This is a genomic window from Marivirga sericea (assembly GCF_900177665.1).
In the GTDB taxonomy this organism is placed as follows: Bacteria; Bacteroidota; Bacteroidia; order Cytophagales; family Cyclobacteriaceae; genus Marivirga; species Marivirga sericea.
Genome location: NZ_FXAW01000009.1, coordinates 152,699 through 177,082, shown reverse-complemented (window position 1 = coordinate 177,082; position 24,384 = coordinate 152,699). Strand labels below are relative to the sequence as shown.

Below are 24,384 nucleotides of genomic sequence, written 5' to 3'. Positions count from 1 at the left end.
TTCAAATTGCCTCAATAATTTATTTTTCTTGAAGTTTTTTACTCTGTTCTAATGATACCGCTGATTTTTCAAAAATCATTTTAGTTCCTTTATCAATTTCTAAAATAATTTTATCCTCTTCCACTTGATATACTTTGCCATGTAAGCCACCAATGGTTACGACAGCATCACCTTTCTTTATTTCAGCGATAAATTTCTTCTGATCTTTCTGCTTTTTTTGTTGTGGACGGATCATAAAGAAATAGAAAACTAAAATTATACCGCCAAATAAAAGTAGTTGGCTCATCCAAGCGCTATCATCTCCTGTAGTAGCTTGTGCTAAAATAAATTGTATCATTAATTATTGTTTTACTGGTCCGGCACTTGCGTCTGCTTTCGGCTCAACAAATGCTTTGATTGTTAAATTATTAGTTGCAGGCCAAGTATTAGCCGTTATCCTTACTACTTTGTTATCCTGATTCTTTTTACCTCTAGAGTTGTATTTAACTTCTATTTCGCCTTCTTCACCAGGAGCAATTGGCTTATCCTTTGGGTAAGAAGGGATTGTGCAACCACATGAAGAAGTAGCATTTGATATAATTAAAGGAGCTTCTCCCGTGTTTTTAAAAGTAAAAACTTTAGTTACAACATCACCTTCTTTTATATTACCAAAATCATGTACTTTTTCAGAGAATTCCATGGTTGGCAATGGGCCATCTGGTTTCTGTTTTGGGGTAGTGTTGTTTTGAACATTAGGTTGGGTTTGATTGGAATTTTGCAAAGATACTTTATTTGCAGTACCACCACCGTTACTTTCAAGAGCAGCAACTCTTCTTTCGAGGTCAGTCACCCTTTTTTCTACATCACCTGAGCATGATGCAAGCGACAACAATCCTACTGCTAAAATTGCATATACTATATTTTTCATGATTAATATATATTATTGTTTAATTGAAATTTACTTTTTTGGCTTTTCTTCTTTCTTCTGGATTTGACCCAATAAGGCATCAACGTCAGTCAATAATTGTTCTGCTTTCTCCTTTGCAGAATTTACAACTTTTTCGCCATCACTTCTTGCTGTACTTAAACCTAAGTCTTCACCCTCAGCAATATCATTTAAAAGATCTTCTAACATCTCCTTATATTTCCCAAGCCGATAGCTGAGTTTATCCCTTGTATTGACTCCTGTATCAGGTGCGTATAAAATTCCTACAATTGCTCCTGCAGTAGCGCCTGCTAAAAATGCAAATAAGTTACTTCCTTTACTCATAGTTTTTTACTTTAGCTGTAAATATACTGCACAAAAAAAATGATTCAAATGTACAGTTAAAGTTTTTTGGGTTTTACGCAAATGGGTCTGCGAAGTTATTTGTTGTCAATTAAACCTCTTCCACTTTTCTTAATTCTGTCTTCCTTTTCTAAGCTTATTGAAATTTTATCTAATAAGCCGTTAACAAATTGCTTACTTTTTTGGGTACTATAGTTTTTAGAAAGTTCAATATACTCATTAATAGTCACTTTTACAGGGATACTAGGGAAATTGAGCATTTCTGCCACTGCCATTTTCAGGATTATCATGTCGACAGCTGCAATTCGTTCAGTTGCCCAGTTTTGAGCAAAGTCGGAAATAATCTTTTCATATTCCTCATCATTATGGATGGTGTATTGAAATAGATCTTTGAAAAATTCACTATCATCTTCCCAATTAGCCGAGAGCTCAATCAATTCAACATGTTGAGTCATCTCATCTAGTGATTTGATGCTCTTTTTCAACATCGACTTTAGTGCAGATTTATTTTCTTCCCAGTATAAGTCTCTTTCGGCCATGAAATTGGTAATGGCTTCATTTTTCAAGATTAACTGTCGAGTGATTTGAATAAGAACTTCAACGTCATCTTCAAAGTTAGGATCATTTTTGAGCATATATTCTTTGTAGAAATCAGCTTTTTTCAGTGAGTCCCTGTACCATTCTTGAACATCCAATTGATCATCTTCCCAGCTTGTATTAAATCGAATAAATTCGCTTTGTAAAGCATCATTTTCTCTAAGGATTTTGATGCCCTTATTTCGATAGAGATTGAGTTCACTCTCAAATACTTGCTTTCCGCTTTCGGCTAGTCTTTTTCGTCTCTTTTCAACATCTTCTTTTGCCAGTTCAGAAAACTCAATTAGCAGCTTTAAAGATAGATAATAGTTTTCTAAAAGCTTATTGACAGCTTCTAGCATATCTTTCCTGATAAAAGAGATATCTTTTTTCACATGATTTTGAAAGAGATTGATTGCATCACTGACTGCTGTGCGAATTTCAGGATTACTATCCTGCTCTTCTTTTATTTGATTGGATTGATAATTCGATTTAAATATCTTTTTTGCGGCTTTTGCATTTTGTTTTAGAAGCGCTTTGTCTTGTACTTCCATTGAATTGAGATCAGGAGTGAAGATATCTTCAATGTGATCTTGTGCTAGCTCAAAATTTGCTTCTTCACATTTTTGAACCGCATAGAGCGCTTGCATAACTTTTATTCGTAAGGACCTTCTGTTCAGCATAATCAGTAATAAAAAGAACGATAATAAAATAAATAAGGAAGGTAGCTCTCTACCTTCCTTGCAAAATTAATAATTCAAAACTTAGTAAGCTAATTTCACCTTACCCATGTCAGCCATGCGCTTATCTGCGATTTCTATGGCAGCTTGATGAGAAGTTTTATTTTCAGCTTCAGCTTTATTTAATATTTCTAGGCATTTACCATAAATCTTCTCTGTTTGTTCCAAAGCTAATGGTTTGTTATAATTCTTCATGAGCTCAGGGAAGATGTTAATAATACCACCAGCATTCACCAAGAAGTCAGGGGCATAGAAAATGCCTTTTTCTTGAAGCATTTTGCCATGTCTTTTTTCCTCTGCTAATTGGTTGTTTGCAGCCCCAACAATAACCTTAGCTTTAAGCCTTGAAATCGTATCATCATTTATGGTTGCACCCATAGCACAAGGAGCATAAATTTCAGCGTCTACATCATAAATCATATCTGGTTCCACTACTGACACGCTATGCTTATCAGTTACTCTCTTGATATTACTTTCATTAATATCAGTTATGGTGACTTGAGCACCCTCTTCCATCAAGTGATCCACTAAATAGTGACCTACTTGGCCAACACCCTGAACTGATATTTTCTTTCCTTGAAGGCTGTCATTTCCATAAGCTTTTTTGACTGTCGCTTTCAATCCCATATAAACGCCATATGCTGTAACAGGCGAAGGGTCTCCACTACCGTTCATTGATTCGGGCAATCCCATTACATTTTTCGTTTCATATGAAATGTGTACCATGTCAGAAGTACTCATGTTCATATCCTCGGCAGTGATATATCTTCCACTTAAACTATCCACAAATCTTCCGAATCGTCTTAGAAATGCCTCGTTTTTCAATTCTTTAGGATCACCTATAATAACTGCTTTTCCTCCTCCTAGATTTAATCCTGAGATAGCAGCTTTGTACGTCATGCCTCGTGATAATCGAAGGACGTCTATTAAAGCCTCTTGATCATTCTTGTAAGTCCACATTCTTGTTCCACCTAATGCTGGGCCTAAAATGGTGTTGTGAATGGCGATTATGGCTTTAAGGCCAGTGGGTTTGTCATAGCAATAAACTACTTGCTCATGCCCCATTTCAGCAATAGTATCAAATGCTGAAAATTTTGTTTGGGCTTCTTTTTCATTTAATTCAACCATTTTGGAATTAATTTTGATGTCTTTAAGTCGTTTCCTTTTCCCTAGCTTTCGGGAAATGCAATGCAAAAATAACTTTAATTTTTCTGCAAATCAATTGTTACTTTAATTGTACAAATCTAATATAAGAGGAGTTGATGTCAAGAAATGCAAAATGAAAAATTTCAAAAAATAGCGTTTTTGAAATTAAATTTTGTTTACAGCTTTAATGCAATATTTGTTAAAGGGTCTACGAAGTGAAAATATTTTCTTTATTTTCGTTAAATAAGCATAAAATTCGATTCAATCCATAAGTGGAATTGTATATTTGTATTCCATATTTTTCATCTGATATGGTTTTAGAATTTGCTTTGAACCATCTCCTTGGTCAAACGTTCTTATCTTTCGAGAATTATCATAATCGAAAAGGGATGTACAATTAAAGATGCCGCAACGTTCAATGGTTGGTAGATCGTTGCAATACATGGTCATTAAGAAACACATGAAAGAATTAAAGCACTTAAATAAATATCTTTTAAAGTATAAATATCTGTTATTGCTAGGCATTCTCTTTATGATAGTGTCAAATTTCTTTGCAGTGTTCCCAGCCCAAGTTGTTAGATATGCTTTCAATTTGGTAAAAGAGAATATCGAAATGTATCGGATGTTTGAAAACTTTGATCTACAATCTGATTACTATGAGATTTTTGCTTCTGCCATTCTTATTTATGGGGGCTTAATTATCCTTTTGGCATTAGGTAGAGGTTTGTTTCTTTTCCTAGTACGGCAGACCATTATTGTAATGTCAAGGCATATTGAGTATGATTTAAAAAACGAAATTTATAATCATTATCAGAAGCTTCCTCTAAGCTTTTACAGAAGGAATAATACAGGAGATATTATGAACAGAATATCTGAAGATGTAAGTAAAGTCCGGATGTATTTAGGGCCTGCTATCATGTATTCAGTGAATTTGGTTACACTTTTTTGTATTGTAATTCCGATCATGTTTTCGGTAAATGCCACCTTAACTTGGTACTCTTTAATTCCATTACCTTTTTTATCGATTAGTATCTATTTTGTAAATAATCTGATCAATAAGCGTTCAGAAGAGATTCAAAGAAGCCAATCGCAACTTTCAACTCTAGTGCAAGAAGCTTTTTCAGGTATAAGAGTTTTGAAATCCTTTGTCAGAGAAGATGATTCTCTTCAGAATTTCAGCAAGGAAACTAATAACTACAAATTCAGAGCATTGAAATTAACCTTCATACAAGCTTTGTTCTTTCCTTTAATCATGGGAATGGTAGGATTGAGCATTATTTTGGTAGTTTATGTTGGAGGTGTTGAAGTTATGAATGGAGCCGTAAGCGCTGGTAATATCGCAGAGTTTATAATATATGTAAACTTATTGACGTGGCCTGTAACTTCTGTGGGTTGGGTCACCAGTATTATTCAGCGAGCAGCTGCTTCTCAGAAACGTATAAATGAATTCTTGAGTACCAAAACTGAAATTGTATCAAACAAAAATCTAGATAAAGAGCTCGTAGGAGAGATCGTTTTTGATAAAGTGAGTTTTACCTACCCCGATAGTGGCATAAGAGCCTTAAAAAAAGTGAGTTTTTCAGTTAAGAAAGGCGAAACTTTAGCCGTGATTGGGACTACGGGTTCTGGAAAAAGTACGATCGCCAATTTAATTACTCGAATGTATGATCCCAATGAGGGAACAATTACGATTGATGGTATTCCAATTGCAGATTACCGAGTTGAAAATCTAAGGAGTCAGGTTGGCTATGTACCGCAAGATGTTTTTCTATTCTCTGATTCGATTCGAAACAATATAACCTTTGGAAGTACTGGATTGAGCGAAGAACAGATGTTGAAAGCTTCCAAAGATGCCGATTTGCATGGTAATATATTAGATTTTCCGAGAGGATATGATACCGAATTAGGCGAGAGGGGTATTACATTGTCGGGTGGGCAGAAGCAAAGAGTTTCCATTGCTAGAGCGATTGCACGGGATCCCAAAATCATGATATTGGATGATGCATTATCTGCTGTAGACACCAAAACGGAAAATGCTATTCTTAATGCGCTAAAGAAAATAATGGAAAATAGGACAAGTGTTATCATTTCTCACCGGGTTAGTTCGGCAAAATTGGCGAATCATATAATTGTTTTAGATGATGGCGAAATAGTGGAGCAAGGAACTGAGCAGGAACTATTGGACAGAGAGGGACCCTATAAAGCATTGTACCAGAAGCAACTTCAAGGAGATACGGTGGAAAAGGATTGACTCAAGTTTTGAAATAAACAGTTAAGGCAAATATATTGCGTTTGTTTGAATTCTCTTGAAAAATACCGATATTTGTCAAAGAGAAAAAAGCCATGGAAATCGCAATTAAAGCAGAGAATATATTAAAATCAAATGGTTTGCGCAAGACGCAAATCCGCTTGGAAATGCTCCAGATTTTCATGGGCTCCAAACACGCTCTGTCTGTAAATGATCTTGAAAAGGATTTAAAGTCAAGTCATGACAGGGTTACGATTTATAGGGCTTTAAATTCCTTTGAAGAGAATGGAATCCTCCATCAGACACCTGATCCCAATGGGAATATGCGATATGCCATTTGCTCAGAAAGTTGCCCTGAACATGTGCACCAAGACAAGCACGCACATTTTATTTGTGAAGAGTGTAATCAAACCTATTGCTTGGAGGATGTTAAAATACCAAATGTTGAATTAGAGAATGGCTATCAACTGAATAGTATAAGTTATACCATGAATGGCATTTGTAAAGAATGCCAGCCAGCTTAGCTGTTATCTAAAAGCCACTCCTTAGCTTCTTCCTCATTCTGGAAAATTTGATAATCGAAACCTCTTTTACGGCATATAGATTCCCAAAAGCCTCCGATTTCTGCAGTTCTTGGATTAATAATTGCAGCCATTTTTACTTCCTTAAACTCAGTTAATTTCAGTTCAAATACCTTCAGTAGATTAAAAGCTTCATTGTGAGGCATTTTGAAAATTGTAAGCCGATAGTCTAAAAGTATTAATCTTTTATCAGAAGCTTGAATAGCATTATGGATTTTCTCGGCATTTTGTAATACCACGCCAAACTCAGTTCGCTCTCCCTGACTAATGACTTTGAGGAAATCCTTTTCTTCACTGATTTTTATGCTTCTTGTAAAAAAACTGTTCACGGATAAGTTGATAGTAATGGAAAATCAAAATTAGAGATAAATTTTGGATTTTATGAAGATTGATTGGCTTTAAAATGACAGATGTAATTTTTTTGAAATTTTATCATTACTTCTTTCTTTTAATATTATTTGAAGGTAATGATACTATAAATCCAGCTTTTTCAAATAAGGAAAGGCTCTTTCTATATCTCCATTCTTAATTAACTCATTAGGGGTTCCACATTTCATATTTTCACCACAATTAGCCAACCAAATTTCATCGGCCATTTTAAGTGCTATCTCTACTTGGTGTGTACTTATGAGAATGGATTTCTGCGTTTCGTCAACTAGGTTTCTTAGTAACTTTAGTATAGTATAGCGATTATTGGCATCTAAATGAACTGTTGGTTCATCTAATAACATCAATTCTCCATCTTGAGCTAATGCTCTTGCAATCATGGCTTTTTGTAATTGACCATCACTGATTTCTGTAATTTTTTGTTCTTTTAAATAGCTGATCTCACATAATTGGATTGCATTCTCGATTTTTTCTTGGTCCAATGGCATAAGCTTGCCTGTCCAGTTGGTGAAAGGAAAGCGACCCATCTCTACAAGTTCATAAACAGTCAAGTTTCCGCTTTGAACTGGGTCAGTCAATACTAAGCTTAATTGTTGCGCAAATTCTTTTGATGCATATTCTTTAATATTCTTGCCTTTTAAACAAATTTCACCTTTCAAGATCGGATGTAAATTAGCTAATGTTCTAATTAAAGTGCTTTTACCTACTCCATTAGCCCCTAAAAGCGCTATGAATTTCCCTTTTGGTATACGGAGGGTTAAACTTTCCATAAGGGTATTGACCGATTTCCCATTCTTATAGCCAACAGATAAATCAGTAGTAGTCATTATATGAGAGAAATTATCCAAAGGTTTTACTTATGTTTTTTCTCCTTAAAATTAGCCAAATGACCACAGGAGCACCAAAAAGTGAAGTTACCGCATTGATTGGTAATATCAAATCTGAATAAGGAACTTGAGCAATGATGTCGCAAACCAAAAGTAGACAGGCCCCTAAAAGCAAAGTGGCCGGAATTAGAACAAAATGATTGGAGGTCTTAAACAGTATTCTACTAATATGCGGAACAGCTATACCCAAGAATGCAATAGGTCCACAAAACGCGGTCACTATTCCCGCTAAGATGCTTGTAGAAATCACTAAAAATAAGCGGACATTCTTGATTCTCAGCCCCATGCTTTGGGCATAATAATCACCCATTAAAAGTGCATTAAGAGGTTTTGCTTGCCAATAACCGAGAGAAATCCCGATAATAATGATGGGGATAAATATTTGTAATTCGGTCCAGCTTAGATTTCCAGTGGCACCAAAGGTCCAAAAAAGGAAATTTTGAATATCTTCTGCAGTGCTGAAATACTGCATCACGCCCACGATAGCTGAAGTAAAGGCGCCAAACATTAAACCAACTAATAGTAACGACATGCTGTCTTTTAATCTAACAGAAACCAAAACAACCATCAAAAGTACGGTTAAGGAACCTACTATTGATGCAATAGCCATACCCCAATAAGCTAACGCACCATTTATACCGACACCTAAAAGAACCAGTAGTGCAACCCCTAGGCTAGCACCAGAGCTTATACCAAGTACAAAAGGACCTGCTAAAGGATTTCTAAAAAGTGTTTGCATTTGTAAACCAGCAAATCCTAATGCCGCACCGGCAAATACAGAAGTCAAGGTTTTTGGCAAACGATAAGAGAATAGAATATTATAATTGGCAGTATTCTCAGTTGGACTGCCTAGCAATATCTTTGCAATCTCAGCTATAGAAATGTTGACAGATCCCAAACTGATGGAAAGTATTATTAGTACCAACACAAATGGAATTAGTAATCCAATGACTTTATATGAAGACGTTTTTCTCAAGGGTTTAGTACTTCAAAGTAGGTGGTTGTCGAATCATCCAATAAGCGAGGATGCAATAGGTTTACATAATCTTTTAGGACTAAGTCTGCACGTAAAAAACCAGATTCTAAGTAATCATTTGCACCATTTTGATTTACTCTTTTTGTATAGGAGTAGACTTTTTGATGCTGGAAGGCATCAAACAGGGTATATTTATTGTTTGAGTTTTCTAAATCTTTTAAGCTGGTAAACGAAGCCGCACCTATCCAGTACTTTGCGTTCTGGGCAGTGGATAGTACACTTTCGAAGCTGAGTTCTAAACTACCGGATTCGGAATTTTCTGACCACAGATAGTCACCCCCAGCATCTTTAATAAAATGAGCGGCAAAACTTTCTCCTCCCGGCACATACCAGATATCTCCATACATCATACCCGCTAAAACAGAAGGTTGATCCGCAATTTTTGCCACTGAAGATTTAATTTTATTATAGGCTGCTTCAATAGTTCGGAATAAGCTGTCACCCGCATGATATTGATTCAATAAAACAGCTGTTAGTTTTAACCATTCGGTTCTACCAAGAGGGGAATTTTCTAAGTAGTCGACATTTAAAATAATGGGAATTCCTGCTTTTTGTAAAGGCTTTAATTGCTCCATGCTGCTACCCATAGAAAATGCCATAACTACATCTGGTTGAATTGTCATTGTTTTTTCTACATTCACTCCGTTTTTACGACCCACATCTTGAATTTTACCTACATCTACCAATTGCAATAGCTCTTTATTAAAAATAAGATTAGTGTTTGGAAAACCTGCTAGAGCACTTTTGTTTAGGATCGTGAAGGGGGGGAGATGGGAGGTTGATAAGCAAACAGCCTTTTTGATAGGGATTTGAATGTATGCATCTCCTTCTACTTTCGGTTTTTCATTTGGATGCAGTATGTAGGTGAAAAAGCTGCTATCAGTTGAGCTAGAGTTTAGAACCCTTACTTTATAGTAGTTTTCAAATTCATCAATACTTAATTTTTTACTGTATTGTATTAAAGGTTTTCCAATTTCAGTTTCATCTACACGCTTGGGTTGACTGCAGGCCAAAAAGAGAATCGGAATAATAAATAGGTTAAAGCTTGGTCTCATGTGAGGTAAAATTAATCAAAATGATTTGATTGTCTATTGAATGCAACACAATTCCCTGATTAAGCCTTAATTTCAAAATATTTTACAATTTTTGCAGTTCAAGAAAGTTAAAAAGATCAAATGAAACAGATAGATGTTTGCCTTACCCCGGATTTACTGCACCAGTACGAATTAAAAAATAAGATCGTAGTAGTCGTAGATATTTTAAGAGCTACTTCCTGCATGGTGAGTGGCATGGCAAATGGAGTAAAGGAAATTGTACCCGTAGCCACTCTAGAAGAATGTAAGGATCTACAGGATTTAGGTTATTTGGCTGCAGCAGAACGTAATGGGAGCAAGGCGGATGGTTTTGATATGGGGAATTCTCCTTTTGAATATATGGAAGAAAAAGTAAAAGGGAAAAAAGTGGCGGTTACTACTACAAATGGAACCTTGGCAATCCATAAGAGTTTAGCTGCAAAGGAGATTTTAATCGGAGCATTTTTGAACTTAAAGGCAGTATCAGAGTATTTAAAAAACAAAGAAGAAGATGTTATAGTTTTGTGTGCCGGATGGAAAGGGAAGTTTAATTTGGAAGACACACTTTTTGCAGGAGCTCTGTGCCATCACTTAAGAGGTGTGTTTGAATTTGCTTGTGATGCCCCTTTAGCTGCGGAAGCAATGTATCTTATTGCTAAGAATGATATGATGAAGTATATGCAGGATTCTTCTCATGCTAAAAGGTTAGCGAAGTTGAATGTGGTAAAAGATATTGAATTCTGCATTCAAGAAAGCATTTACGATATTATTCCTTACCTATCAGGTAAATCACTTTTGGGCAAGAAATAAATTTAATTGCAACTGCTAATGCTTTCGATATTTCCTTTTATATATGACTATAAATGATAAAATTGGCTTTTTGATATGTTAAACACCACCAATTCTCCTTATTGGCTAATTTTATTTATAATTCTGGGACTAGGATATGCGTATTTACTTTACAGTAAAACGAAAACGCCATGGACTCCTATTTGGAATAAGGCATTATTTGTACTTCGTTTTTTAGCTGTCGCTTTCATTTCATATTTACTACTCGAACCATTTATAACTATACAAAAGACAAAAAGTGAGCCTGCCAATATTATATTTATTTGGGATAATTCAGAATCAGTTGTTAGAGGTAAATCGGAACTGCCAGAATACTTCCGCTCATTGAAGACAATCAAGCAAGCAATAGAAAAGGAAAAGGAAGTATCTATTCCCATTTATGGGCTAAATGGAGATGAATTAACAGATGTTGACAGTATAGATAATGATTTAAGGTTTAGTCCTCTAAACAGTGCCTTGAAAAATATTACCGATAAGGTTGATAAAAAGCTTATTTCAGAGGTGGTACTTTTTTCGGATGGAATTTATAATCAAGGAATTGCCCCTGATTACTATGCCTTTCCTTTTCGTCTATCAACGGTAGGTCTAGGCGATACAACCCAGAAGAAAGATATAATTTTACAGCAAGTTCGTTACAATAAGGTAGCATATGAGGGCAATAAATTTCCAATAGAAGTAGATGTTTTACAGAATGGCTTCGCAGGCTCAAACATTACTGTAAAATTAAAAAGGAGGGGGGCATTGGTTAATTCGAAATCAATTAGGTTTAAGGAAAATGATGAAATGGTATCTGTTCAATTTCTAGTGGAGGCAAATAGCACAGGTTTCCAAGATTATGAGCTTGAGGTAGAGCCACTGATTGATGAATTTAATCTTAATAATAACAGTAAAACTGCATATGTGAATATAGTGGAAGGTAAAAAGCGAATCTTATTGCTAGCACCGTACCCTCATCCAGATATCAAAGCCTTGGCTGCTTCAATTAATCAAAATGATAATTATGAATTTAAGATGGTTATTGATGGAATTGATTCAAAATCTGTTCAAAATATTGAAGAGTATGACCTAGCGATTTTATTCCATTTACCATCTTCCAAAAGCGCTTTTAATTCAGAAATCACTAAACTCAAAAATTTAGCTACTCCCTTGTGGTTTATAACTGGGCCAAAAATGAATTTCAGTTTGCATAATCAAATGAATAAATCAGTTGATTTGCGTCCTTCTGATGAAATTGATGAAGCATTTACATACATTAATCCAAAATTTGAGCTTTTTGAATTGGATAAGGAACAATCAGAGGTGATGGATAAGTTTCCGCCAGTTTATTTACCATTTGCGAATCATCAGTTTCATCCATTGTCCAAAGCATTTATGATGAAACAAGTTGGCAAAGTACTAACTCAACAGCCTGTTTTTGTTTTTTTTGATGATGGTGATATCCGACAAGCTACTACACTTATTCAAAATTTTAGAATTTGGCGCATGGCGGAATATTTGAATACACAAAGCTTTGAGTTTTTCGATGATTGGGTCATGAAAACTATTCGTTATCTGACGGTTAAAAACCAGAAAGATAGGTTTAAAGCGTTTCCTATTAAAGATGCTTTTGCTGATAATGAGGTAGTGAAATTTCAAGTCGAAATGTACAATCAGGTTTTTGACAGAATTTATGGGAATCCAGTACGTTTGACACTGCAAAATGAGCAAGACAGCAGTTTTAATTTCGAGTTTACTCCTGATCGTCTCAAGCCGAATTTTGAAATAGGTAATTTGCCAGGAGGAGTTTATGAGTACATGGCGACTGCCAGTATACAAGGCAAAAAATTTGACGTTAAGGGGCAGTTTGTGGTAGACGAATTCGATATTGAAAGCCAAAACCTGCAAGCTGACTATAATTTATTGAGAAGGTTAGCCCAGAAAAACGATGGGAAATTTTTTAGATCAGAAGACTTGGACCAACTCAATGCTTATTTCTTATCAAAAAGCTATCCAAAAGTATTGAGCGGGGAAAATGAAGTAACTCCAATTACTCAAAGTATACTTCCCTATGTGTTGATTTTTCTATTATTATTTAGCGAATGGTTTATTAGACGTTACTTCGGTTCTTATTAAAAGGTGTTTTACTTGGTAGGTCTATCTGAATAAATAGCTTTCAAGGATGAATATTAAGTGAAATACGCATAGCTAAACCGTAAATTGTTTTTACATTTGGAAATATATCAATAAAAGGCTTTAAATTTTAAATAATAACTTTAAAATATAGTGTCTAATCCATTGAGTTTTAATAAAATATAGTAATATTGCAAGGAGCTTTAAGAAATTAGAATAAAATGATGAGAAAAATTTTTAGTGCGGTCGTAGTTTTGGCAGTTATGTCTCTTGCTTATTTTTATACTTTTGAATACAGTGCACTGAGTGTAGTTGAATTAAAAAAGGAAGTTAAATCTGACTCGATTTCCAAAGAAGTACTCCAAGTTGCTCCCACTATTTTATACGGCATTGTAGTAGATTCCTTTCAGGTAGAGGAGCGTTCTGTGCAGCGTAATCAAAGTATCTCTGATATCCTGTTGGCCTATAATGTTTCACATCAAACCATCTATCATTTAGCAAATGTGGCTAAAAACGTATTTGATGTTCGAAAGATAGCTCCAAATAAAAAGTATACTGTCATCTATCAAGATGAGGATTCTTTGCCGTCTGCCACGGCTTTGGTTTATGAACCTAATCCTGAGGAATATGTAGTATTCAATTTGAAAGACTCTATTAATGTTTATGTAGAGAAAAGACCAGTGGAGATTAAAGAAAAAGCCATTAGTGGTACTATTCAGTCTTCTCTTTATGAAGAAATATTGAAAAATGGAGGTACTCCAGAACTTGTCGATTTAGTAGCAGATATGTATGGGTGGCAAATTGATTTCACAAAAATTTATCCTGGTGACCAATTTAAAGTATTATTTACTGAGAGAACTATTGAGGGAAAAGCTGTGGGCGTTGAAGAAATTATTGGAGCAGAATTGATTCATTATAATAATCCATTTTTATCCGTTGCATTTGATCAAGGCGATGGCGTTGATTATTTTGATGAAGAGGGAAAGAGTTTACGAAAAGCTTTTTTAAGGTATCCTGTGAAATTCACGAGAATCAGTTCCCGATATACTGCAAAACGGTTCCACCCTGTGCAGAAAAGATATAAAGCACATTTAGGAACAGATTATGCAGCACCTACAGGGACTCCCATTTATGCAGCAGGTGATGGTGTAATTACTAAAGCAGTTTATGAAAAGTTCAATGGCCGAAATGTTAAGATTCGTCATAATTCAACTTATTCTACTCAGTATTTACACATGAATGGTATTGCAAAAGGAATAAAGCCTGGAATGAAAGTTAAACAAGGGCAATTGATTGGTTACGTTGGTAAGACTGGCTTAGCCACTGGGCCACATTTATGTTATAGATTTTGGAAAAATGGCAGACAAGTGGATGCTATGAAAGTTGACTTACCTCCTTCGGAACCTATCAAAGAAGATTACTTATCCAATTTTAATCGCTACAAAAGCTTTGTTAAGGAAAAATTGGATAAAATAGCTTATCCAGAAAGTGATGAGGAAGTTTTAATGGCTGGTATGCAATAAATGTGCATTCAGTTCTTTATCTTTTGATTTAATGTGTTAGAAGATAAAAACTGAGTCTAATGAATGTCATTAAAAAGCTTCTATTTTTTATAATTTTTTTAAGCCTGCACCAAGTTGTTTTTTCTCAAAAGGTTGGTTTAGTTTTAAGCGGTGGTGGTGCCAAGGGATTAGCTCACGTAGGAGTATTGAAAGCCCTGGAAGAAAATAATATCCCTATTGATTACATAATGGGTACCTCCATGGGAGGTGTAGTTGGAGGTTTTTATGTTTCAGCTTATAGCCCAACAGAGATAGATTCTATTGCTCGCTCCAAAGATTTCCAAAACTGGATTGATGGTAAATTCCCTGATAATTTTAATACGTTCTACTACAAAAATGATCCAAATCCGCAATGGTTTGAGATTAATTTAGGTGTAGACTCCACATTTGATGCCAATCTAAGACCCAAACTCGCTAATGATTTAATATTGAATTTTGCATTGGGTGAATATACCGCAAATGCAAATCAGGTAGCCGATGAAGATTTCAGTAATTTATTTGTGCCCTTTACAGCTGTAGGATCAGAAATATTCACGCAAAAATCTGTTTATATGGATAATGGAAATCTAGGGCAAGTATTAAGAGCTACCATGTCTGTTCCTTATGTTTACAAACCTGTTAAAATTAAGGGAGAATTTATATTTGATGGAGGGATTTACGATAATTTTCCTGCTTCTCGTTTGAAGGAAAAATTTGATCCCGATGTTATGATTGGCGTTAATGTCGCTACCAAGATTTTTGAAGAATATCCAGAGGATGACAAAAAGTTGATTTCAAATTCTCTTTTATTTATGATAATGGATAAGGTTAATCCTAATGACTTGGGAGATTCAAGCATTTTTATTGAGCCCAATACGGATGATATTACTGGCTTTGATTTCGATAAAGCCGGTGCAATTATAGATAGCGGCTATGCTGAGGCGATGAGGTTAATGCCGGACATCTTGAATAAAATAGAGAGACGAAAAAGTGAGGAAGAATTCAGTCGTGCTCGGCAAGAATTCAAAAGCCAATATAAGCCTCTGAGGTTTTCAGAATTCAATTATGAGGGATTTCGGCCAGGAGAGGTGCGGTATATTAATAAGATTCTCAATCCTGGAAATAAATCGCAAGTTGACATAAAGGAACTAAAAGCTAATTATTACAAACTAATAGCGGATCCATACTTTAGTGGTGTCTTCCCAAAAATTGTATACGAGAATGAAAAGGAATCTTATGCGTTTAGGCTTAAATCACAAGGTGAACAGAATATTAGGCTTCAATTTGGTGGGAATGTAGCCACAACGGGTTTGAGCAATTTTTATATGGGAGCAGGTTATGATCACCTGAATTATTTTTTATTCAATCATAATACATCTTTAAATATTGGCCAATTCTATAAGTCTTTTAGATACAATGCTAAAATCCACTTTCCATTTGGATATCAATTTTATGCAGAACCTTTTTTCTATTACAACGGATGGGATTATTTAAATACAGGAAATTTTCTTGATAACAGGAGGGTTTCACCCATCAATCAGTTCGATAGAAATTACGGAGTGAATATAGGTGCTCCGATTTTTAATAAAATGAAGATTGCCTTGAGGACTAGTTTTCTTCGAAAAGTTAATGAATTTACAAATCGAGAAGAGTATGTATCTTCCGATACTACTGATTTCAGTAGGTTTTATGGTTTGCATCATCAACTTTCATTTAATTACTCAGATTTGAATGAGAAACTATTTCCTACTAAGGGCTTTGAAATGGGGTTGTATTTTACTCATAATTATGGAGATGAATTGTACATTCCTGGCTCAACTTCAGAAATAGATCGAAAAGAAGAGCTTCATAATTGGATTCAAATTGAAGTCGGGGTCGAGAAATATTTTCCGCTGAAATATGGAGATTTTGGATTTTCATTAACGGGTAAAGCCAGTAGTATTCAGGCATTCAGTAACTATCGAGCTACGATGCTAAATACACCTGCTTACCAGCCAACTTTTGAAAGTCAAGGACTATATTTGGAGAATTTTAGAGCTCCTGTCTTTATAGCAGGAGGATTAAAATATCAGATCGAGTTGTTTAAAAATTTTAATTTTAGAGTAGAAGGACATGCGTTCAAACCATTGTTTAGATGGGAAGAAAACGAAAACATTACTAGTTTTTCAGGTTTGATACCCGACTACCATTTGTCTGGGATGGGTGCTCTCTTTTACAAGTCTCCGATCGGCCCAATTAGCTTATCAGCTCATTATTATGATGATAATTCACCTTTCTTACTTTTATTTAACATTGGCTATTTGATGTTTAATAGAAAGCCACTCGAATAGAAATCATATATTTTCATCGAATAATTTTATGGATTTCGATAATTACACTTAGTTTTGCACAATTATTTTCATAAAAAATCAAAAGAAATTACCACATGAAAGGTTTGTTCTTTATATTAAATATTATATTTATCCTTTGCATTCAAAATGTTATTGGGCAGCCAGGGTCTAAATGGATTGACCTAGAGGGAAAAGTCATTAATGAAGCTTTAGAGGGACCCATTAAAGCTACAATAAGCTTAGAAAGTCTTCCTTACGGGGCAGACATTAGAGTCTTTCATTCTGACCAAGAGTCGGGTGAGTTTTCTTTTAAAGTTAAAGAAAATAAGGAGTATAAAGTAAAAGTCGAAGCCAAAGGTTACATATCCATAGAGGAAGTAATATCCATCGAATCGGAAAGTAAAACTAAGCTATTTAGCCTCATGCCATCTGGTTCAGGCTCGATTTTAAGATTAGATATAAATTTCAAACAAAGTAAGGCAGAAATTTTAAAGGAATCGTATAAGGAATTGGATAGATTGTTAAATATGCTTGAGAACTATCCAAAAATGGAGATTCAATTAGAAGGGCATACAGATTTTAGAGGTAGTGCTTCAGCAAATATGAGGTTAAGCGAAAAAAGAGTGAAAGCTGTAAAATCCTATTTGACATCCAAATCCGTAGATTCTGATAGAATTAAAACTAAAGCATTTGGAGGTACCCAACCATTAAGTAAAAACAACACCGAAGAGGCAAAACTTAATAATAGACGAGTTGAAGCTCGGATATTAAAGACCGAATAAGAGAAAATGAAAAAACTATATTTAGCACTACTGACATTATTATTTGTTCATTTTTCACAAGCTCAAGAGACAATGTGGGCTGATAGAGTGATTGAATTTTCATCCGAATTAGAGGAAACTCAGTACTCCGTAAAACAATTATTGGGTAAACCTAATGTTTACCCTTGGGGTGATGGCAGCCCAAGCGCTTGGACTCCAAATCGTCCTGGAAGGGAAGAATTTGTGAAAGTGGGTTTCGATAATCCAAAACCTATTAGGCAAATCGCTATTGCAGAATCATATAATCCAAGTGCACTAACAAAGATTTATTTTTATGATGAAGCTGGGAATGAATATTTAATGATCGAACGGGAGCCGGTAATTGTCAATCAACCAGGACGGTTCTTAAGATTATTTACGGAACTCACGGAGTTTAATGTAGCTGCCGTGAAATTGGAATTTGATGGGGGAGCAGTGCCTGGATATTATAGTATTGATGCTGTTGGAATTACAGATTCTGAAACACCCATTGATTTACAGTTGGAGCTAGTACCCAACGTTAAGAAAGAATTGGTTTCTGAACGTTTAGATGAAAGAGTTAATAGCCCATATGAAGAACTGAAACCAATCTTAAGCCCTGATGGTAAGCAATTGTTTTTTGGGCGAAAATTTCACCCTGACAATGTAGGCGGAATTGAAGATTACGAAGATATTTGGGTAAGTGATTTGGATACTATAAACAATGAATGGCAAGAAGCTATAAACATAGGTGCTCCATTAAATAGTGATGGACCAAACTGGGTAAGCTCAATCACTCCTGATGGGAATACATTGGTTTTACTCATAGGAAATGAGTATGATGAGAAAAGAAATAAGATGTTTTCGGGAGTATCAGTTTCCTCTAAGGAAGGAAAAAGTTGGTCAAAGCCTGAAAACTTAGAAATAGATGATTTTTATAATATGTCTGAAAAGGCAAATTTCTATTTAGCCAATAGCAGAAAGACTATGATCATGTCCGTTAAGAGAGATGACTCATTTGGCGATAGGGATTTATATGTAAGCTTTGAGAAGCGAGATGGGACTTGGACAGCTCCAATGAACTTGGGAGAAATAGTCAATACCGCTACTGATGAAACTTCTCCATTTTTAGCCGCTGATGATAAAACCTTGTTCTTTTCTTCCTCCGGTTATATAGGTTTTGGAAAAAGTGATATTTACATGACTCAGAGACTAGACGATACTTGGCAGAATTGGAGTGAACCATATAACATGGGTCCTCAAGTAAATTCTGCGGGAGATGATTTGTTTTTTAGTATGCCAGCGGAAGGAAATTACGCTTATTACACTAAGGAAGACTCGGTTGGTGATATGGATATCTTCCGCTTAGCGATGCCATTATTTAACGAGCTAAATCCTGTTATCACTATTTCAGGAAGAGTGGTAGATGCGGAGACTCAAGAGCCTCTTGATGCAATAGTTTCTTACGAGACTTTGGACGGTACCGAGGTAGGTAAAGTGCAGACAGATCCTACAACCGGGGAATATAAGATAGCATTACCTGCAGGGAAGGAGTATCAGTATATTGCTAAAGTGAAGGGGTACTTGCCGATTAGTGAAAACGTAGATTTGACAAATCAAAAAGAATCAAGAAGCTTTAACAATGATATGATTTTAGTCCCTGTTAAGGAAAAAGCTGAAATTGTATTGAATAATGTATTTTTTGCTTTTGATAGCTACGAGCTATTAGCCAGTAGTAAATCAGAATTAGATAGAATGGTGGACGTAATGAATGATAATGGTCAGATCGAAGTAGTGATTATTGGGCATACTGACAGCACAGGTCCAGAAGAATACAATCAGCAGCTTTCTGAGAAAAGGGCTCAATCGGTTGTTAATTACCTAACGGGAAATGGTATAGATAGGGATCGATTAGAATATTTAGGAAAAGGAGAGAGCGAACCTGCTTACTCTAATGATACTAAAGAAAATAGAGCTAAAAATAGAAGAGTTAACTTTAAGGTAGATCGAGATTAAAAGATTTCCTTAACTTTTGAAATAAAAAAAGCCGTTCAAAAACGGCTTTTTTTATTTTATTATTTTTTCCTTTTGAACCTACTGAATGTTTTTTTTACAAAGCCAAGAAAGAATTTACTTTGACCAAAAATGAAACCGTAGAAGAGTAGTATTATAAAATATACGGGAAAAATCAGGATATAATAAATGGTCGTGAAAATCCAATTTCTTTCTTCTTTAGCAGCAATTAAGGACAAGATGGGTTCCTTCAAGAACATTACAGTGAAGCCAGTACAGGTAAAGACTAATAATACAATAACTACCTGCCAACCTGATTTTAGATTCCACCTGTTTTTTAATTTATTTAGCATTCATGCCCGTTTATATGCAAATATATAATTAGATCAGGAAATATTATGTTGGCACATTGATTCTTTAGAATTTGAGTTTCCTAGCCGCTTTAGTCTAGTTCTTCTTTACTCAATAGGTTGCCACTAATAGCTAATAGATTAACTTCAGCTTGCTTTGCTAAGAAAATTGCGTTTAGCAATCTACTCTCCGCTTCAATTGCATTAAGCTGAAATTCGCGCAATTCAATAGCATTTGACCGTCCGACCCTATATCTTTCAATTGCTATATCAGCATTTTCTTTTGCAACTTCTAAATTAACTTTTTCTAATTTAATGAGATCTAGCTTATTGCGATAGCGGACGTAGGCAGATGAGAGATCACCAGTTAGTTGGTTCTCAAGCTCTGCCATGGCAATAGTATTATTTTCTACAGCAATCTGAGTTGTTTGATTTCTTCTAGAGCGGTCCAATCTATCAAAAATACGCCAAGATAGACTTAAACCGTAGCTCAAGCCAACTGATTGATTCTGAAGTAAGAAGCCAGCCTGAGATTCGAAATTTGTATAACCGTAACCCAAATTGAAGTCAAGTTGAGGCAGTAATTCGGTCATTACTGATTTATTTTGTAGCTGCAATATGTTTTCTTGTTGCATCAGCCCTAATAATTGTTTGTTTCTAACCGATAAGTCCTCTATTAATTTATTTAATTGAAGCGTTTCATCAATTTGAATACTGTCTGAAGCCATAAATTCTTGATTTGGATCTTCTCCCAGCAGGAGATTGAGTGAGACTCTCGCTTGTTGCATTACTTCGTCTTGATTCAAGAGATTACTTTTATCAGTGTTGAGATCTACTTTAGCAGAGAGTAACTCGGTCTTTGAAAATTTCCCTACTTCGTAGTTTGCTTTGGCAATTTCCAATCTTTTTTCAGAAAGCTCTACAGCAGATTCCAAAACAGAATATTGATACTGTTCAAAAACTAGTGCAAAGTAAGATTGAATAATGCTTCCCAGTGTATTCTCAACAACTGCTTGAGTTTCAAATCGACTTTGATTTCGTTCTACTTGAAGTGATTTGTAATCCAAAAACATTTTGGTCCCATCGAATAAGGTCCAGGTTAGATCACCTCTGATATTGAAATTGTTTGATCTTGCTCCATCTAAAGCATTTACATCTCCAGATCTAAACTGTTGTTCTACATTTTCAACATCAAAATTTCGAGCACCTGTTATATCGATTATCGGCAAAAAACCTGCAAATGCATAGTTAGAATTTGTCACAGCCTCTTTCTCAATATTTTTGGCAGTTCTTATAGAAAAGTTTTTTTCCATTCCGACTGCAATAGCTTCGTTTAAACTGATTTTCTGGGCATTAAGAGAGAAGCCCCAAACCATTAAAAAAAATATACTAATATACTTTGTCATAAAAATTAAGATTCAACACGTGCTGCACGTGCTTGTTTACTTGCGAAATAGGAATAGATAGCAGGAATTACATATAATGTTAAACCAGTTGCGAATATCAGTCCACCAATGATAGCAATACCCATGGATACTCTACTTTCCGAACCTGCACCTAATGCCAGAGCAATTGGTAAGATTCCTAAAATAGTAGATAATGCCGTCATTAGGATTGGGCGGAATCTAGATTTTGCTGCCTCTGATATAGATTCATTTAGACCTAAGCCTTGTGCTTTTTTCTGGTTAGCAAATTCTACTATAAGTATGGCATTTTTGGAAACCAGTCCGATCAGCATAATTATTCCGATCTGGCTGAATATATTTAATGTCTCTCCAAATAGGTAAAGTGAAAGAAAAGATCCCCCCACTGCTAACGGCACAGTAAACAAAATAATGATAGGGTCTCTGAAACTCTCAAATTGAGCCGCCAGAACCAAGTAAATCAGCACAATTGCAAAGCCAAAAGCAAACAATAAGCTTGATGAACTTTCAAAATAATCCAATGAGGCTCCCGATAGTGAAGTGCTATAAGTTTCATCTAAAATTTCAGCTGCAATGGCATCCATTGCTTCTACTCCATCACCAATTGTTTTGCCTGGTGCTAAACCTGCTGATAAGGTAGCAGAAATATATCGATTATACCTGTAGAGTGATGGAGGTGTTGAGCTTTCCCCTAAAGTTACTAAATTATCCAGCTGAAGCATTTGTCCATTTTCGGCACGAACATATAATGATCTTAAATCCACTGGTGCGTTTCTGTCATTTCTTTGAACTTGCCCTATTACCTGATATTGCTTTCCATCCATGATGAAATAATCGAATCGCTGACCACTTAAACCCAATTGAAGTGTTCGGGCGATATCGATCACTGAAATCCCTAAGGATCTAGCTTTTTCTCTATCAATTTGAATATCGATTTGAGGTTTCGTGAATTTCAAATCCTGGTCTACTACGGTAAATGTAGAGTTGTTGCTAGCTTTTTCAACAAATTCAGGTAATACCGCTTGAAGTTTATCTAGAGAAGTAGCCTGAATAACATATTGAATTGGTAGGCCACCTCTTCTTCCACCAATAGTTTGTTGTTGAAATGCAAATGCTTTTGCAGCAGGAAATTCATTGAGAATTGGAGTGTACTCATCATAGAGTTGTTGCTGGGTTTTTTCTCTTTCTGAAGCATCCACTAGCATTATTCTCATAAATCCAGAATTTGTTCCTTGAGTACCAAACCCTGGAGAGGTCACAGATATTAGGCCATCGGTAGGTAGGGTATCCATGGTGACCTCTACCAAATTATCAATATACTCCCCCATATATTCGAACGTAGCACCTTCTGGGCCGGTAGTACTGACTGAAATCATGCCTCTATCTTCTAAGGGGGCTAATTCAGAAGGAAGAACTTTAAATAATCCATATATTAAACCAATTGCACCTAAAAATAATAAGATTCCCATCCATCTTACTTTCATGAATGCATCCAAACTTCGAGCATAGCCGTTGTTTAGCCACACAAAAAATGGTTCTGTTTTTCTGTAAAACCAATTTTGCCTTTCTCTTTTTTTCAGTATCCGACTACTCATCATAGGGGTAAGTGAAAGAGCAACAAAAGAAGAAATCATAACTGCAGTGGCTACTACTACACCGAATTCGCGAAACAATCTTCCGGTAATGCCCTCCAAGAATATTACTGGCATGAATACGGCTACTAAAGCGACAGTAGTGGCAATTACAGCAAAGAATATCTCAATAGCTCCTTTTTTGGCAGCCTCCATCGGTTCCATACCATCTTCTACTTTAGCATAGATATTCTCTAATACCACAATGGCATCATCTACTACCAATCCGATGGCTAAGACAATACCCAACAAAGTCAACACATTGATTGAAAAGCCTGCCAAGTACATGACGAAGAAAGTACCAATCAGTGCAACTGGGATGGTCGCAATTGGTATAACAGTAGTTCTCCAGTCCCTTAAAAAGGCAAAAATTATAAAAATCACCAAAAGAAATGCTATGATGATGGTTTGTTGAACCTCATTTATAGATTCTCTGATATATTCGGTTTGATCAAATCCAATACCTAAATTTATGTCGGCCGGGAGGTCTTTTTTAATATTTTCAACTCTTTTATAAAATTCATCCACAATGTCAATACTGTTTGAACCTGGCTGCGGGATTAGCACTACACCAACCATTGGAATACCATCTCTCTTCAAAACCGTACGCATATTCAATGGACCTAATTCAGCATATCCTACATCAGAAAAACGCACAAAGCTGTTGTCACTTTCCGACACGATTAAATCGTTAAAATCCTTTTCAGAAGCGAGTTGACCTTGAGTCTTAACCACCAACTCAATCATTTCACCTTCAATACTTCCTGAGGGCAATTCTACGTTTTGGCTTTCTACTGCATTTAAAACATCTAAAGGGGTTAACTGATAGGCCGCTAACTTAATAGGATCCATCCACAAACGCATTGCATAACGCTTTTCTCCCCAGATTCTCACCTCACTTACCCCTGAGATGGTTTGCAGTCGTTCTTTAAAAGTATTTTCTGCGATAGCTGATAATTCTAGCAAGTTTCTTTCCTCACTATTAATGTTTAGAAATACGATGGGATCAGAGTCAGCATCTGCCTTATTAACTGTAGGTGGTTCCGCATCTTCGGGAAGCCTTCTTCTAGCACCAGAAACCTTATCTCTTACATCATTGGCAGCAGCTTCTAAGTCCTCGCTCAAATTGAATTCTATCGTAATTCTACTTCGGCCTTCAGCACTCGTAGAAGTAATAGTTCTAATTCCTGCAATTCCATTGACAGCTTCCTCTAGCGGTTCTGTTATTTGGGACTCTACAACATCAGCATTTGCGCCCGCGTAGTCAGTAGTTACAGTAATAATGGGTGGATCTACAGAGGGATATTCCCTCACTCCGAGAAAATTAAATCCAATGAAGCCAAAAATTAATATAACCAGTGATAGCACGATGGCTAAAACCGGTCTTTGAATACTTATCTTCGATAATGATGCCATT

The 24,384-nt window shown here is 35.6% G+C and carries 20 protein-coding genes; 8 read left to right on the top strand and 12 right to left on the bottom strand.

What is annotated here, in order from left to right:
* Positions 1 to 19: 19 nt before the first annotated feature.
* The 5 genes from yajC to B9Y84_RS18500 all read right to left on the bottom strand — a co-directional run bounded on the left by yajC (position 20) and on the right by B9Y84_RS18500 (position 3,711).
* A complete protein-coding gene (yajC, locus tag B9Y84_RS18520) occupies positions 20 to 337 on the bottom strand; it encodes a preprotein translocase subunit YajC (RefSeq protein WP_085518890.1) in 318 nt (105 codons plus the stop codon).
* A gap of 3 nt (positions 338 to 340) precedes the next feature.
* Entirely contained in the window at positions 341 to 907 is a 567-nt protein-coding gene (locus B9Y84_RS18515; RefSeq protein ID WP_085518889.1) for a DUF1573 domain-containing protein, read from the bottom strand.
* Positions 908 to 937: 30 nt separating this feature from the next.
* Positions 938 to 1,249 (bottom strand): YtxH domain-containing protein, encoded by a 312-nt coding sequence (locus tag B9Y84_RS18510; protein ID WP_085518888.1) that lies wholly within the window; start codon positions 1,247 to 1,249, stop codon positions 938 to 940.
* Positions 1,250 to 1,344: 95 nt separating this feature from the next.
* Positions 1,345 to 2,493, bottom strand: coding sequence for a transcription antitermination factor NusB (gene nusB, locus B9Y84_RS18505; protein ID WP_176223839.1), 1,149 nt, complete (start codon positions 2,491 to 2,493; stop codon positions 1,345 to 1,347).
* A gap of 114 nt (positions 2,494 to 2,607) precedes the next feature.
* Entirely contained in the window at positions 2,608 to 3,711 is a 1,104-nt protein-coding gene (locus B9Y84_RS18500; protein WP_085518904.1) for a Glu/Leu/Phe/Val family dehydrogenase, read from the bottom strand.
* A gap of 478 nt (positions 3,712 to 4,189) precedes the next feature.
* On the opposite strand from B9Y84_RS18500, the gene B9Y84_RS18490 reads away from it, so the two are divergent.
* Both B9Y84_RS18490 and B9Y84_RS18485 read left to right on the top strand, forming a co-directional pair.
* Positions 4,190 to 5,980: an ABC transporter ATP-binding protein gene (locus tag B9Y84_RS18490; RefSeq protein ID WP_085518885.1), complete on the top strand. Its 1,791-nt coding sequence runs from the start codon at positions 4,190 to 4,192 to the stop codon at positions 5,978 to 5,980.
* A 92-nt stretch (positions 5,981 to 6,072) separates the two neighbouring features.
* The gene (locus B9Y84_RS18485; RefSeq protein WP_085518884.1) at positions 6,073 to 6,501 is read left to right on the top strand and encodes a Fur family transcriptional regulator; all 429 of its coding nucleotides are present in this window, start codon (positions 6,073 to 6,075) and stop codon (positions 6,499 to 6,501) included.
* Here B9Y84_RS18485 and B9Y84_RS18480 read toward each other — a convergent pair.
* From B9Y84_RS18480 to B9Y84_RS18465, 4 genes are all read right to left on the bottom strand, one after another.
* Positions 6,498 to 6,887, bottom strand: coding sequence for a hypothetical protein (locus tag B9Y84_RS18480; protein WP_085518883.1), 390 nt, complete (start codon positions 6,885 to 6,887; stop codon positions 6,498 to 6,500). The two genes, B9Y84_RS18485 and B9Y84_RS18480, sit on opposite strands and share 4 nt — an antisense overlap.
* Positions 6,888 to 7,031: 144 nt before the next feature.
* Positions 7,032 to 7,772: an ABC transporter ATP-binding protein gene (locus B9Y84_RS18475; protein ID WP_085518882.1), complete on the bottom strand. Its 741-nt coding sequence runs from the start codon at positions 7,770 to 7,772 to the stop codon at positions 7,032 to 7,034.
* 13 nt (positions 7,773 to 7,785) lie between these two features.
* Positions 7,786 to 8,808 (bottom strand): iron ABC transporter permease, encoded by a 1,023-nt coding sequence (locus B9Y84_RS18470; protein ID WP_085518881.1) that lies wholly within the window; start codon positions 8,806 to 8,808, stop codon positions 7,786 to 7,788.
* Positions 8,805 to 9,923, bottom strand: coding sequence for an ABC transporter substrate-binding protein (locus B9Y84_RS18465; RefSeq protein WP_085518880.1), 1,119 nt, complete (start codon positions 9,921 to 9,923; stop codon positions 8,805 to 8,807). Before B9Y84_RS18465 ends, B9Y84_RS18470 begins: the two co-directional genes overlap by 4 nt.
* A gap of 120 nt (positions 9,924 to 10,043) precedes the next feature.
* Between B9Y84_RS18465 and B9Y84_RS18460 the strand changes: the two genes are divergently transcribed.
* The 6 genes from B9Y84_RS18460 (at position 10,044) to B9Y84_RS21005 (ending at position 19,565) form a co-directional block, all read left to right on the top strand.
* Positions 10,044 to 10,751 (top strand): 2-phosphosulfolactate phosphatase, encoded by a 708-nt coding sequence (locus B9Y84_RS18460; RefSeq protein ID WP_085518879.1) that lies wholly within the window; start codon positions 10,044 to 10,046, stop codon positions 10,749 to 10,751.
* Positions 10,752 to 10,826: 75 nt separating this feature from the next.
* A complete protein-coding gene (locus B9Y84_RS18455) occupies positions 10,827 to 12,902 on the top strand; it encodes a hypothetical protein (RefSeq protein WP_085518878.1) in 2,076 nt (691 codons plus the stop codon).
* A gap of 218 nt (positions 12,903 to 13,120) precedes the next feature.
* The gene (locus tag B9Y84_RS18450) at positions 13,121 to 14,422 is read left to right on the top strand and encodes a M23 family metallopeptidase (protein WP_245830885.1); all 1,302 of its coding nucleotides are present in this window, start codon (positions 13,121 to 13,123) and stop codon (positions 14,420 to 14,422) included.
* Positions 14,423 to 14,481: 59 nt separating this feature from the next.
* Positions 14,482 to 16,770 carry a patatin-like phospholipase family protein gene (locus B9Y84_RS18445; RefSeq protein ID WP_085518877.1) on the top strand — a complete coding sequence of 763 codons (2,289 nt, stop codon included), beginning with the start codon at positions 14,482 to 14,484 and terminating at the stop codon, positions 16,768 to 16,770.
* Between the two features lie 95 nt (positions 16,771 to 16,865).
* Positions 16,866 to 17,552, top strand: coding sequence for an OmpA family protein (locus B9Y84_RS18440; RefSeq protein ID WP_085518876.1), 687 nt, complete (start codon positions 16,866 to 16,868; stop codon positions 17,550 to 17,552).
* Positions 17,553 to 17,558: 6 nt separating this feature from the next.
* The gene (locus B9Y84_RS21005; RefSeq protein ID WP_085518875.1) at positions 17,559 to 19,565 is read left to right on the top strand and encodes an OmpA family protein; all 2,007 of its coding nucleotides are present in this window, start codon (positions 17,559 to 17,561) and stop codon (positions 19,563 to 19,565) included.
* A 59-nt stretch (positions 19,566 to 19,624) separates the two neighbouring features.
* Here B9Y84_RS21005 and B9Y84_RS21000 read toward each other — a convergent pair whose 3' ends face one another.
* The 3 genes from B9Y84_RS21000 to B9Y84_RS18420 all read right to left on the bottom strand — a co-directional run bounded on the left by B9Y84_RS21000 (position 19,625) and on the right by B9Y84_RS18420 (position 24,383).
* Entirely contained in the window at positions 19,625 to 19,822 is a 198-nt protein-coding gene (locus B9Y84_RS21000) for a DUF6787 family protein (RefSeq protein ID WP_394334694.1), read from the bottom strand.
* 182 nt (positions 19,823 to 20,004) lie between these two features.
* Entirely contained in the window at positions 20,005 to 21,318 is a 1,314-nt protein-coding gene (locus B9Y84_RS18425) for a TolC family protein (RefSeq protein WP_085518873.1), read from the bottom strand.
* Positions 21,319 to 21,323: 5 nt separating this feature from the next.
* Positions 21,324 to 24,383: an efflux RND transporter permease subunit gene (locus B9Y84_RS18420; protein ID WP_085518872.1), complete on the bottom strand. Its 3,060-nt coding sequence runs from the start codon at positions 24,381 to 24,383 to the stop codon at positions 21,324 to 21,326.
* Position 24,384: the final 1 nt, after the last annotated feature.